This is a genomic window from Mycolicibacter heraklionensis, assembly GCF_019645815.1.
GTDB lineage: Bacteria > Actinomycetota > Actinomycetes > Mycobacteriales > Mycobacteriaceae > Mycobacterium > Mycobacterium heraklionense.
This window is the reverse complement of the sequence record NZ_CP080997.1, coordinates 4698470-4712114: the sequence shown is the minus strand read 5'-3', so window position 1 is coordinate 4712114 and position 13645 is coordinate 4698470. Positions and strand designations below refer to the sequence as shown.

Here is a 13645-nt window from a genome sequence, read left to right as displayed (position 1 = left end):
CCCTATGCCACCGCTGGCGTGGCTCTGGTCGGAGCCAGTCTTGTTGCGGTCACTCCGTTGTCTGCGCCGGTGCCGGTTCGGTCTGATATCCAGTCCCACGCAGTCGCGTTGACGGGGGCGTTCCAGGATGTCCTCAATGCCGCGTCGGCGAATGTCACGACGATGCTCAACAACTGGTATCTGGCGCCCGAGGTGGGGATGCAACAGTTTTGGGCCAACCAGATGGACTACTGGGATCGCCTACTCAACGACCCGTCGGGTTCCACCAACGATGTCAACGAGCAGATCCAGCTGCACCTGAACGCCGTGGTCTCCGGCTGGGCACTGCAGAACGAGACCGACGCGACGCACTCCACGGTGCTCAACCACACGATGGACGGCACGCATGCGCTGATGTTTGGCCAGATCGGCGGGTATATCCCGGCCGATGTCGATGCCAGCCAGATCATGCCGATCATCGACTACCTGGGGTCGCCCGCCAGTGCGGTGCTGATGGGGATGATCGGACCGGGGATCAGCCCGTGGGTGGCGTTGCTCAACAGCATCACCGACCACGACAGGCCTGGGCGACACCCTGATCAATATGGGCGGCGCCTTCTTCAACGGCGCCACCTTGAACCTGGACGCACTGTTGCCGATGATCAACGGGTTCGGGGTATTTCCCGCGGGGATGAACATGGATCACCTGGACATCGCCTTCGGTGGACTGTTGTCGCCGGGCGCGGTCGCGGTCGGCCCGTATCAGGTGCTCGGCCCCGGTGGGGAGGTCGCCGCATCGGTGCCCGCGGTCGGCGGGTCGATCTTCCAAAGTGTTGGTATCGAATTCAGCGGAGTGCCGGTTCTAGGAACCCTCGATCTCAACAGTGCCGGCATCGGGCCGATCGCGGCCTGGCAGGCCTGGGGCCAAACCGTCGGCGCCCTGCTCGGGTCGGGCTGGGATGGCAAGGGCCCGGTCGTGGTCACCCCGCCGTTGGCTGGTGCGGAGCTGCCCCTGCTGCCCACCGACGCCCTCGACGACGGCGGCACCGGTGCGGCGACTGATGCGTTCGGCTGGCTGGGCGACCTGCTCGGCCTCTGACCCCCCGAAAATCTTTTTCCCCCAACTTCTTAGAGAGGTTTCCCTCACGATGAATCGCGATCGCACTATCCGGAGCCACTCCTGGGCAATCGGAGCCGCCAGTGCAGTGGGCGCATTCCTGGCGTTCGGAATGGTCCCGCTGAGCGTGGCGCCGCCGACTCAGGCCGACGAATTCGATTGGATCGTTGATCTTTTCGATTCCTCTGCGTGGCTGGCCGCCGGGCCGGCCGACGCCGGCACCTTTGACTGGACCACCATGCTGGATCAGTGGTTCTACGAGCCGATCCACGCTTCCCTGGAGGGCTGGATCAACAGTGATTTCGGGGAGCTGGTCAACGGCTGGATCAATACCTCGGCCGGCCAGTTCCTGATCGGTGATGGCACCGATGGCACCGAAGCCAACCCCGATGGTGGCAACGGTGGGCTGTGGTTCGGCGATGGCGGAGACGGTTGGGACAGCACGACGGCCGGTGTTGCCGGTGGTGCTGGCGGCAATGCGGCCGGCTGGCTGGGCAACGGCGGGGCCGGTGGCGACGGTGGTGCGGGCGCCGACGGTGGTGACGGCGGTGCCGGCGGCCTCTGGATGGGCAGCGGCGGCAACGGCGGTAACGGCGGTGCCGCAACCGATGCCGTGGCCAACGGCGGTAACGGCGGCAACGGCGGGGATGCTTCTGCCTGGTTCTTCGGCAACGGCGGAGACGGTGGTCTCGGCGCGGCCGGAGCAACGGGTGTCGCGGGGACCTACGCCAACGGCGGTGACGGCAACGGCACCGGTGGAGGCAACGGCGGCAACGGCGGAAACGGCGGGCGCAGCAGCTTCATGTTCGGCAATGGCGGCAGCGGTGGCAACGCAGGGGATGCGGGGGCCGGGGGCAATGGCGCTACCGGCACCGCCGATCACGTCAATGGTGGCAACGGCGGTAACGGCGGGTGGAACGGCGGCAGCGCGGGTGCAGGCGGTGGCCGAGGCTCGTCCATCTACACCAGCCCCATGTACGGGCACGCCGGACAGGCTGGCATGGCCGGCGATGGCGGCGATGGCGGCGCCGGCGGCAACGCCTACCAAGACGCCACCGGTCACTACCTCGGCAACGGCGGCGACGGCAGCTACGGCGGCGACGCCGGCACCGGAGAAGGCGCCAACGGTGGAAACGGCGGCACTGGCGGCACCGGCCTCAACGGTGGCAACGGAGGCGACGGCGGCGGCAGCTGGAACTACGGCACCGGCAACGGCGGCAACGGTGGTAACGGCGGAGATGCCACCGCCGGCCAGGCTGGCAACGGCGGCGAAGGCGGCGCCACCTTGGGCGGTGCCAGCGGCCATGGCGGTGACGGAGGCAACGGTGCCACCGACGACGCAGACGTGAAGACCATCGGGGGTAACGGCGGATCCGGCGGCTTCATCGGAGGGAAGCTCCCCGGCGGTGCCGGAGGTAACGGCGGCACCGGTACCTACGCCGGCGGCAACGGCGGTGCTGGCGGAGATGGCGGCGGAAACGGCGGCAACGGCGGCACCAGTACCGGCTGGAACGACGGGGCCGGCACCATCTGGAGTCGAGGCGGTAACGGTGGCGACGGCGGCGCCGGCATCATCGGCTACGCCCCCGTGGCCGGCGGTGCTGGAGGCGTCGGTGGGGCCGGCGGTGACGGCGCCACCGGTACCGGAGTGGTCAGTGCGGGCGGCAACGGCGGTAACGGTGGTAGCGGAGGAGGTACAGCCGGCGGGAACACGGCCGGCAATGGTGGCAGCGGCGGCAGCGGCGGCAGCGGTACGGCCTCCGGCGGCAACGGTGGTGCCGGCGGTGCCGGCGGAACGGCTTCTGTCCCCCTTACCGGTGGCGAAGGCGGTATCGCCGGGAATGGTGGGGCTGGCGGCGCCGGTGGCGACAGCGGCGGTGTCACCTTGCACGCCGACAACCCCTACGGCCTCGGACCCAGCCATGCGGGTAATGGCGGTGACGGCGGCGTGGGCGGAACCGGGACCATCGGCGCCAGCGGCAACGGCGGGGCCGGCGGCAACGGTGGCAATGCGCACGGCACCGTGAACGCCGGCAGCGGTGGCAACGGGGGCGCCGGCGGCACGGGTGCGGACGGCGCGCCCGCGGCCAGCCCCGCACACGGGCCCGGTGGTGACGGCCGCGACGGTGGCACCGCCGGTAACGGCGGCCAGGGCGGAACCGGCGGCACGGCTGTCTCCGGCAACGGCGGAACCGGCGGTGCTGGTGGAGCGGGCGGCACTGGTGGAGCTGGCAGCAAGGGCGGCAACGGCGGCACCGACGCGGGCGGCAACACGCTGCCCGGTGGCAGCGGCGGCGATGGCGGTACCGGCGGTAACGGCGCGGCCGGTGGCGCCGGCGGCACCAGCGCCAACGGGACCAACGGGGCCCATGGCGCGGCCGGTGCGGCCGGTGCAGGTGGAGCGGGCGGCGCGGCCGGGAACGGCACTCCGCCGGGCCAGCCCGGCACCAACGGCGGTAGCGGTCAACCCGGCTGACCCGATGACGAGCAGACGCAGACTCGCACTAAAGGCGCCGTGCGCGTGCGAGTTTGCGTCTGCTCGGAAGCACCGATCCGGCCAAGGTACGATTTCCCGCGGTGGCGTGGCAGAGCGGCCTAATGCACTCGCCTTGAAAGCGAGAGACGGCTAACACCGTCCGGGGGTTCAAATCCCTCCGCCACCGCCATTCAAGCCAGGCGGCAGTACCGCCTGATATTCGGTCTTACTGCGACCGCCGGGATCGGCGCAGCGAAAGACTGGTGTCTTGTCCGGTGGTCATGTGTCTCGCACTAGCGACTCTGGGTTTCAAGTGCCGGTGAAGGATTCGCACTCGGCACGCGGCCTAGTTCCCGATCAACCGGTTGAACAGTTTTTCGTCTACGGGTGCGGCAATCGCTCAAGGAGAATCGGTTTCGGCCATGTCGGCGCCCGAGAGAGCCATCGGCGCACTGCTGCACCGTTGGCGATTCGGGCGGCAACTAGCCTGAAGGTCCCCCTTCGGAGGCCCGTTCCATCCGAAACGGCGGATACATTATTGAATTATGTATCTAATATACAGAAATAGCTGACCTTAATCACATGTGATAGCAACTCAATATCGATGCAGTAGCGTGCTACCCCTGCGGAGTAGTCAGTAATATATACATTTATGGGGCGGGCCCGCCGACCCCGGTTGCGGTCGCAAGCGAGCGGGCGACTGAACTTCCGAGCGGAAAAATGTTGGCGCACTGCAACAAAGCCTGGCTAACATGACGGCATGCAACGTCCAGCTCGTCGACGCACCCCCAGTGACCTTCCCGGATTGGACATCGCCGAACAGAAGTCGTGGCAGAACTTCCTGCATGCCGCGCTGCGCTTTAACGCCACGATGGACCGCTGGCTGACCGAAGCGCATCAACTCTCCGTCATCGACCTGCGGGTGCTGGACATCCTGGACAAGTCCGACGGCGGTGCGGCACGGATGGGTGATCTGGCCGACGTGCTGGGTGCGACCCCGCACCATATGACCAAGCGGATCCGTCGGCTCGAGGAGCGGGGTTTGGTTCAGCGCGAACAGAATTCCGACGACAGGCGTGGAGTGGTCGCTCGGATCACCGCGGACGGCCGGCGGGTGGCGGGGCATGCCAGTCTCAACTACGCGCAAGGGGTCAAGACCCATCTCATTGGCACTTTGTCCCGGCGCCAGCTTGCCACACTTGAAGAGAACTGCCGACGAATCAATTCCGGCTTGAGGCAGGCCGACTCGACGCTCTATGTCTCCAGAGCGGCCCAGGGCGAGTCAGCCACCAGGCCGCCGCTCTGATCTGCGTCAACGCTGGCGCGCCCTGAGGTGCGTTTGCTCGCGGACCGCTTCGCGCACGTGGGGAGTGGTGGAAAAAAAGATGACGACTGTTCAGTGCGGGCGCCGACTGCTCGTCGCTGCTTGGACTGAGCACTGCCTGTGGCCAGCAAATACCGGCGCGGCACCGCTGAGTCGGTGCCCCGCTAGAACAGGTTCTGATTGTTGATGGCCGATTAGTTGCCGGTTGAACCAATCAGGCCGCTCTATATCTTTGCTGTAAGCTGCCGCAAACGCCCTCCGAGCAGCTCTGATGTCACGACCGTGTGCGTTGCGGGCAGCCGGCGAGCTTCGTTGATGTATGCAGAAGGATACAAACCGCCACGATTTTGGTAGTCACCGTGCGAGGGGTTTCGGTACCGTCGCCCGCCGTGGAGGAGACTGGTGCGCAAGGGCCGACGATGCGGCTGCCGGGCCTCGAAGACATCGAACAGAATTCCTGGCACGAGTTCGTCGAGTCATCGACGGGTCTGTTGGCCGCTCTGAATAGAAGTCTGATGGGGCGGCACCGGCTGGACCTGTCTGAGCTGCGGCTGTTGGACGTTCTCGCCAAGTCCGACACCGGTTCTGTCCGAATGAGCGATCTGGCGGCGGCCCTGATGCTGCTTCGCAGCCGGGTCACCTGGTTGACCCGCCGGCTGGAAAGCCGCGGCCTCGTCCGCCGAATTCCCATCCCCGGTGATGGGCGGGGGGTGCGGGCCGAACTCACGCCCGAGGGCCGAATGAGGTTGGGGGAGGCCCGCAAAACCTACGCCGAACAGATCCGCCGGCTCTACGTGAACCAGATGTCCCGCCAGCAAATGCTTGCGCTGGGTGCCAGCTGCCGTCAGATCAACGCGTCGCTGGAGGCAGCGGAGCTTCCGAAAAAGTCGACGCTGGATTGAGTCGCTCGCCTCTTGCCCAACTGCTCGGCGCGAAGTTTCCGAATCAACCTCCAGTCGCCGGATCGCGTGGCTACCATCGCCCGGCATGGGGCACCTGCGGGCTCTTGAGCAGCCAGTGTGGGAACTGCCTGTGCTTGACGCGGATGAGTGCACGTGCGTGCACCAGTTCATGGACTCCTCGTCACGCCTGCTTGCTGCGTTGAATGACAGCCTGGTCCACGCCCACGGGCTGACTCTTTTTGAGGTCCTTGTGCTGGACCGGCTGGCCCGTTCGGAGACCGGTTCGGCCCGGATGCGGGACCTCGCTGAGGCTTTCGCGCTGGCGCCCAGTCGGGTGACTTCGCTGATCGGCCGGCTGGAGGCCCAGGCCCTGGTCGTCAGGCGTCCGCACCCGACCGATCGCCGGGCAGTACTTGGCCACATCACCGCTGCGGGCCGGCAGCGCTACGCGCCCGCGGCGGTCACCTACGCCCGCGGCATTCGTGCGTACTACCTCGACCAACTGTCGCGTCAGCAGGTGATCGCCCTCGGTGACGTCTGCCGGCGAACCGGCCTTCCTGAGCAGTCCTGAGCGCAGTTCGGAGTCCGCGTCCCGGCTGGCAGCACCCGAAAGGTCGCTCGAAAAATTCTCAGGGAACGGGGCCTTACAGGCGAGCTACGATGCGTCTCGGCCGGACCGTTCGCGTCGGGTTAGATGCCCGTGACCTGCGTTGACGCGAGGTTAGCCGCATGTTAGCTATGGTTCGTCTAATAGGGCTCCTTGCTGCATCCAAACGACTTGACACCTGTTTCTACAGTGCCATTCTGGACTTAGTGGCAGCGCCGCCTCATCCCAGTTCAACGCCTATTTCGCGCCGACGAGACGCGAAATGGGCTCAAGTGAACGTGTTTCAATTCTTACTCGCCGGTAATTTCCAGTTGAATCATTCAGCGGCCGACAGGAATTTGCTGGCCGTCAAAGTTAATGCGTGTACCTGGGGTTTTTCGAGCCCGTTAGATTGCCAACGGTGGGTAGGGGCGATGCCTTTGAGATCAAGCGCTTCCTGACTGCTGATTTTCAGGTCGCCCTCAGTTACGTTCCGTGTGCTGAGTCACATGACCTGAAGGAGCTCCCTTGCACGCCATTCTTCGCCCCTACGCAGCGGCCGGTGTCGTCATCGCCGGGACCGGCCTGATCGCTGCCACGCCGGTTGTCGCGCCGGCGCCGGCGCCGGCGGTCGCCTCAGTTGCTGACGTCGCGCTCACGGGACTGTCCAACTTCGTTGACACCTGGCAGGACGTGATCAACACCACGAATGCCAACCTTTCGATCCTGAAGGACAACTACATGCTGGCCCCCGGTGTGGCATTCCAGCAGCTGTATGCGAACTGGATGGGCTACATCGACCAGTTCCTCAACGACCCGAGTAGCAGCACCCTGGCTGCCATCAATACCGAGATCCAGCAGAACTGGGTGGCGGTCCGCGACGGCTATACCCTCCCGCTGGACGTGTCTTCTAAGACCCTGGACACGGTTACCAACCACACGATCGACGGGTCGCTCACGACCGGTCATGCCGTGATCCTCGCGCAGGTTCCGGGATACCTGCCGGCCGGCACCGACGTGGACATGGTGAATTCGATCCTCAACTTCATGGTCTCGCCGCTGTCGGGAATCATCATCGGCATGCTGGGGCCGGGCATCAGCCCTTGGGTCGCGCTGCTGAACAGCATCACCGACGGTGACAGCTTCAGTGAGATCCTCGCCAACACCTGGGGCGGCTTCCTGAACGGCGCCACCCTCAATCTCGATTTCGTGCTGCCTTCGATCAACGATGCGGGCTTCCTCCCGGCGGGAATGAGTCTGGACCACTTGGAATTTGCCTTTGGTGGTCTGCTCAGCACCGGTTCGGTGCAGCTGGCCACCTACCAGTCGATGGGAGATGACGGCGAGGTAGACGCCTCGGTTCCGGTTGTCGGAGGCTCCATCTTGAACTCTCTCGGTTTGCAAATGGTCGGCGTTCCGTTGCTTGGGCAAATCGTCGCTGAGGGCCAAGCGATCGGTCCGATCGCGGCCTTCGAGATGTGGGGACAGGTCATCAGCGCGCTGTTGGGCTCGGGCTGGGACGGGGAAGGCACAGTTGTCGTGAACCAGCCCGCGCTCGGAGTCGACCTGCCGCCGATCCCCGACGACTTCACTGCCGAAGCCACCAACTTCTTCGGCGGGTTCCAAGACTTCTTCGACAGTATCTTCGGCTGATCCTCCCCCTCCAAAACTCAACTGCCCCAAATCTTTACATCTTAGAAAGGTGTTCCTCAATGAGTCGTCGTCACAGCAGCAGCCGGCGCCGCGGTCAGCATGAGGCTGGTCAGTCGCGCCGCAAGCGGGTGATCGGTGCCAGTGGTGCCGCCACTGCGTTCTTGGCGTTCGGGATGACGCCACTGGCGGGACTTCCGTCAGCACAGGCCGACGACGGTCTGGATTGGCTGTTGGACCTGTTTGGCCCTGCGGCGTCGGCGGCCGATCCGCTGCCGGCTGCCGGCGACTTCTTCGACATGTCCACGATCATCAGCCAGTGGTTCTACGAGCCGATTCACTTCGGTGTCGAGGCCTGGATCAACAGTGATCTCGGTGAATTGGTCAACGGCTGGATCAACCAATCTTCCGGCCTGTTCTTGATCGGTGATGGTGCCGACGGAACCGCCCTCAACCCCAACGGCGGCGACGGTGGACTGTGGTTCGGCGACGGTGGTGCAGGCTGGGACAGCAACGATGCGGCTTTGGTCGGCGGTACCGGCGGAGACGCCGGGTGGTTCGGCAACGGTGGTGCCGGTGGCGACGGCTTCGAGACTAGTGCCGGCGGCAACGGCGGTAGTGGTGGCTCGTTCATGGGCATCGGCGGTGACGGCGGTGCGGGCGGACTCGGTGTCGGTGCCGGCGGCAGTGGCGGCGCCGGCGGCAATGGCGGCGACGCGGTTGGCTGGTTCTTCGGTACCGGTGGCAACGGCGGCGCCGGAGGCAATGGCACCGCCGGCGCCAACGGTAGCTATGCCAACGGCGGCACGGGCATTGGCGGCAATGGCGGCAACGGAGGGGCCGGCGGCGCTGGTGGTCGCAGCGGCTACCTATTCGGTAACGGCGGCAATGGCGGGGCTGGTGGTACCGCCGGCGCCGCGGGAACCGCCGCTAATGGGATCGACGATGGCATTGCGGCCCACCTGAATGGAGCCGCCGGCGGTGCCGGTGGCAACGGTGGTGCGGGCGGCGCCGCCGGCGAGAAGTTCGACGGCTCCTACGGACACGCCGGCCAGTCGGGTACGGCAGCCGTGGGCGGCGCCGGAACCGATGGCGGTGACGCCTATAAGGACTCAAGCGGTGACTACCTCGGCAACGGCGGCGCCGGAGGCCGCGGCGGAGCCGGTGGCGCCGGGGCTATCGGTGCTGATGGCGGAGCGGCCGGCAACGGCGGCGCCGGGATTACCGGCGGAATCGGCGGGGCCGGGGGCAACGGCGGTTCTGGACAGAACGACGGCGTCGGCGGGGACGGCAGTGCCGGCGGTGCAGGCGGCTTCGGTTCGCTCGTAGGTGGCAACGGAGGCGCCGGAGGCGCTGGGGGGGCCGCGACCCTCGGGGTAGGCCAGGGGGGCCACGGTGGCAGCGGTGGCGCCGGCGGTAATGCGGCCACCGACGACGAAACCGTGAAAACCACCGGCGGCAGCGGCGGTGCCGGCGGCGTCGGTGGCGCCAGTGGTTACATTCCGACCACCACCGGAACCGCTCGCAATGGCATCGGCGGAGACGGTGGCGATGGCGGAGCTGCCGGCACCGGCACCTACATCGGCGGTAACGGCGGCGCCGGCGGAAACGGTGGTGGCGGCGGCGGTGGCACCGCAAGCGCCGGCGGTGACGGCGGCCACGGCGGCGACGGTGCTGCCAGCACCGGTTGGAAGTCTGGCGACGGAACCGTCTTCAGCAAGGGCGGCAACGGCGGTAACGGCGGGACCGGCGGTGCGGTCGGGTCTAACGGTGCCGCCGGTCGCGGCGGTGACGCCGGTGACGGGGCCGACGGGGCGACCGGGAACGGCGTGATCAGCGCCGGCGGTAATGGCGGTAATGGCGGCACGGGCGGTAGCGCAGCGGCAGCCCTTTCTACCGGCGGCGGCTACGGTGGTCAGGGCGGTAATGGGGGCAGTGGCGGTAACGGCACGGCCATCGGCGGTAACGGCGGCAACGCTGGTGGTGGCGGCCTCGCGCAGCTGCAAGGTGGTAGCGGCGGCAACGGCGGTGCTGGCGGTAACAGCGCCGGCGCCAGCGACCCTGCTAATCCGTTCGGCGCCAGCCGCGCTGGCAATGGTGGTAGCGGTGGAGGTGGTGCCAATACGGCTGGCGGCTCTCTGAACGTCTTCCCGACCGGGCCCGCCGGTAACGGTGGTAACGGTGGTGCTGGCGGCAGCGGGGCCGGCGCCGTCAATGGCGGCAACGGCGGTGTCGGCGGCTCCGGCGGAAGTGGCTCCGGCGGTGGTAATGCCGGTGATGGTGGCGCCGGCGGCGCCGCGACGGGCACCGGTAACGGCGGTAACGGCGGTAACGGCGGACTCGGTGGGTCCTCCAAAGCCGGAGTCGCCGGGATCCCGCACCCGGCGGCTGCGGGTGGCGACGGTTACGCCGGTATCGATGGCGGCCAGGGCGGTGACGGCGGTAAGGGCGGTGCCGCCGTCACCGGCAGCGGTGGTAGTGGCGGAAACGCTGGTGCCGGCGGTGTTGGCGGCAACGGTGGCGTGGGCGGTACGGGCGGCGTCGACGCCAACGGCAACGGGTTGCGCGGCGGCAACGGTGGCGTCGGTGGTGCCGGTGGCACCGCCGGTACCGCCGGTGCCGGCGGTATCAGCACCAGTGGCAGCAACGGGGCAGCCGGCAACGACGCCAAGGACGGTAACGGTGGTGCCGGTGGCGCCGGTGGTGCGGGCGGCGTCGGGATCAACGGCGGGACTTCCGGCGACGGTGGCACTGGCGGCACAGGTGGTACCTCGGGCACCGGCAACGGGGGTGCCGGCGGTGTCGGTGGTGCTGGTGGCGCTGGCGCAGCGGGTGCGATTGGCAGCGCGACCACCAGCGGAACAGCCGGTGGCACAGGCGGCAACGGCGGTAAGGGTGGCGTCGGTGGCGAGTCCAGCACCGGTACCGATGGCCTGGCCGGAACCGGTGGCGCCGGTGGAGCCGGTGGTGTCGGTGGCGTTGACGCAGCAGGCAACGGTTTGAACGGCGGCAACGGTGGTACCGGCGGGGCCGGCGGCTCCGGCATCGGCGGTGGTCTCGACGGCAACGGCGGCACCGGTGGTGCTGGCGGTGCCGGCGGCGTCGGAATCAACGGCGGAACCTCTGGAGATGGTGGCAGTGGCGGCACGGGTGGTACTTCGGGTACCGGCAACGGTGGTGCCGGCGGTGTCGGTGGTGCAGGCGGGGCGGGGGCGGCCGGTGCGATTGCCAGCGCCACCACCGCCGGTACGGCCGGAGGTGCCGGCGGTAACGGCGGCAAGGGCGGCAGCGGTGGTGTCTCGAACACTGGCACCGATGGCGCTGCCGGTGCTGGTGGTGTCGGTGGTGTTGGCGGTGTTGGCGGCGTCGATGCCGCCGGCGCTGGCCTAGATGGCGGCCACGGTGGCAACGGTGGTGCCGGTGGTTCCGGCATCAATGGTGGCACTGACGGTGCCGGCGGTGCCGGCGGTGCCGGTGGCGTCGGTGGCGTCGGCAACCAGAACAAAGCTTCTGGTGACGGTGGTGACGGTGGCGCCGGTGGCACGTCGGGTAGCGGGGCTGGCGGCGTTGGTGGGGCGGGTGGTGCTGGTGGCGCTCAAGCCCAAAACGGGATCGCCGGCGATGGCGGCACGGGTGGTGCCGGAGGTGCCTCCATCAGCGGCAACGGTGGTGCCGGCGGAGTCGGTGGTACCGGCGGAGCAGGCCTCGCAGGCACGGCCGGAAACAGCGCGGCGACCGGGAAGGGCGGCAACGGAACAGCCGGCGGTGACGGCGGCAACGGCGGCCAGGGTGGCGTCGGCGGGACGTCCGTAACCGGTAACGGTGGTAAGGGCGGCACCGGTGGCGTCGGCGGTAAGGGCGGCACCGGTGGCGTCGGCGGTAACAGCGGCATCGTCTTTTCCGGCACACCCCCTGCGGGCGGTGCCGGTGGTGCCGGCGGTAACAGCGGTGACGGTGGTGCAGGTGGTGCCGGTGGCACCAGCACCAGCGGTACCGATGGGGTCGGAGGCAACGGCGGTGCTGGCCCGGCTGGCGGTGCGGGCGGCAAGGGCGGTAACGGCGGAGTCAACAGCGCAGGGACTGTCGGTGGTGTGGGCGGCGCCGGTGGCGTCGGCGGCTCCGGCGGTACCGGTGGTAGTCCTGCGCCCGGCGGTGTGGCCGGCACCAACGGCGCCACGGGTGCTACCGGCGTTAACGGCCGACCTGGCTGACATCACCTGGTCACCTACCGCGGCCGTCGGGTCCCTCACGGGGCTCGGCGGCCGCGGTCGCGTTTGGGGCCTAACCGTTCACTCTGCGCTCACGGCGCAACCCACTCGCACTTTCCCGCCCTGAGCGCAGAGTCAACGCCAAGAGATAGGCATCTCCGCGGCAATGGCGTTCATCAGCGCGGTGTAGCGCTTGGCCTCCGGGTCCTGGCCCGGCTTGCCGCTGGAGATCAGCCCGGCCGATAGCCCACGCTGCGGGTCGGTCCAGATGGCGCAGTTGACCAGGCCAAGATGGCCGAACGCGGCCGGCGCGCCGCGGCCGAACGGCCCGAACCGCTTGGACCCCAACATGAAACCGGTGCCCCAGCGCAGCGGCGCCAGCCCGGTCGCGACATCGGGGCGCAACCGGCGGCACTGCGCCGTCGCCCCGCGCAAGGTTTCCGGCGAGAGCACTCGCACCCCGTCGAGTTCGCCTCCGCGCCGCCAGATCTCGGCGAATCGCGACAGCTCGAACGCGGTGGAGATGGTGTTCGACGATGGCACCACCGTGGTCAGGAAGAACGGACTGTTGGTGACCGGGATGATCTCGTGGACCGACCCGCCGATCGCCTTGCGGAACACCGCGACACCCGCGCCGGTCGGTTGCTTGCCGGTGGCATGGCTCGGCGCTACCAGCGGAATATCTTGCGGGGCAACGCCATAATTGGTCCACCGGAAACCCAGCGGGTCCAGGATCTCGGTCGCCAGCACGTCCCGGATGTCCTTGCCGGTGGCCGCCCGCACGATCTCCCTCGTCAGCGGCCCCCAGGTCAGGGCGTGGTACATGTGCATCAGCCCGGGCGGGTACACCAGCCGCAGGTTGGCCAGCTGGGCCTGGGCGTATTCGGGGTCGTCGGCGCGATTGAGGTCGGGCTTGGGCCCGGTGGCAAACGGCACCCCGGCGCTGTGCGTCATCACGTGCCGAATGGTGGTGCGGTGCTTGCCGTGTCGGCCGTAGTCGGGCAGATAGTCGCTGACGCGGTCGTCCAGGGAGAAGGCGCCGCGCTCGGCCAGCATGTGTATCACGGTGCTGGTGATGGCCTTGGCGGTCGAGTACACGCAGAACGGGGTGTCGACGCTCACCGGTACCCGCTCCGCGTCGTCCGGGTCTTCCGGGCCGTTGCCCCAGCCGTGCCCGATCGCCCGGTTGAGCACCACGCGGCCGTTGTGGCGCAGGCACAACTGGATGGCGGGGTGCAGGCCGGCCGCATACCAGTGCCGGGCGGCCTGCCAGATCCGGTCCACGGCCGCCGGGTCGATACCGGAGTGGTCCTCGTCGCCGATCGCGGTGACGGCGTCGAGGTCGGCGGGGACACGGATGGTGCCGTCAGGTGTCATGCTCGCCAGGTTACGTGTGCGGCCCG

The 13645-nt window shown here is 68.0% G+C and carries 8 protein-coding genes, 1 tRNA gene and 1 pseudogene; 9 read left to right on the top strand and 1 reads right to left on the bottom strand.

From position 1 onward, the window contains the following. Positions 1–18 precede the first annotated feature (18 nt). From gjpA (K3U94_RS24395) to K3U94_RS24195, 9 genes and pseudogenes are all read left to right on the top strand, one after another. Positions 19–549: pseudogene (gene gjpA / locus K3U94_RS24395) on the top strand (outer membrane porin GjpA); the annotation flags it as partial. A 13-nt stretch (positions 550–562) separates the two neighbouring features. Then, positions 563–1078: an outer membrane porin GjpA gene (gjpA, locus tag K3U94_RS22255; protein ID WP_267878367.1), complete on the top strand. Its 516-nt coding sequence runs from the start codon at positions 563–565 to the stop codon at positions 1076–1078. Positions 1079–1184: 106 nt separating this feature from the next. Then, positions 1185–3572, top strand: coding sequence for a PGRS repeat-containing protein (locus tag K3U94_RS24200; RefSeq protein WP_220695055.1), 2388 nt, complete (start codon positions 1185–1187; stop codon positions 3570–3572). A 100-nt stretch (positions 3573–3672) separates the two neighbouring features. Continuing rightward, positions 3673–3762: transfer RNA gene (locus K3U94_RS22245), tRNA-Ser, on the top strand. Between the two features lie 615 nt (positions 3763–4377). Further along, a complete protein-coding gene (locus K3U94_RS22240) occupies positions 4378–4878 on the top strand; it encodes a MarR family winged helix-turn-helix transcriptional regulator (RefSeq protein ID WP_434084888.1) in 501 nt (166 codons plus the stop codon). A gap of 407 nt (positions 4879–5285) precedes the next feature. Continuing rightward, positions 5286–5798: a MarR family winged helix-turn-helix transcriptional regulator gene (locus K3U94_RS22235; protein WP_230987289.1), complete on the top strand. Its 513-nt coding sequence runs from the start codon at positions 5286–5288 to the stop codon at positions 5796–5798. A gap of 130 nt (positions 5799–5928) precedes the next feature. Next, positions 5929–6369 carry a MarR family winged helix-turn-helix transcriptional regulator gene (locus K3U94_RS22230; protein WP_230987287.1) on the top strand — a complete coding sequence of 147 codons (441 nt, stop codon included), beginning with the start codon at positions 5929–5931 and terminating at the stop codon, positions 6367–6369. A gap of 543 nt (positions 6370–6912) precedes the next feature. Then, the gene (gene gjpA / locus K3U94_RS22225) at positions 6913–8037 is read left to right on the top strand and encodes an outer membrane porin GjpA (protein WP_220695053.1); all 1125 of its coding nucleotides are present in this window, start codon (positions 6913–6915) and stop codon (positions 8035–8037) included. A gap of 59 nt (positions 8038–8096) precedes the next feature. Then, positions 8097–12245, top strand: a complete 4149-nt coding sequence (locus K3U94_RS24195; RefSeq protein ID WP_220695052.1) for a PGRS repeat-containing protein — start codon at positions 8097–8099, stop codon at positions 12243–12245. A gap of 132 nt (positions 12246–12377) precedes the next feature. Here K3U94_RS24195 and lipE read toward each other — a convergent pair whose 3' ends face one another. Then, positions 12378–13619, bottom strand: a complete 1242-nt coding sequence (lipE, locus tag K3U94_RS22215) for a lipase LipE (protein ID WP_220695051.1) — start codon at positions 13617–13619, stop codon at positions 12378–12380. Positions 13620–13645 lie beyond the last annotated feature (26 nt).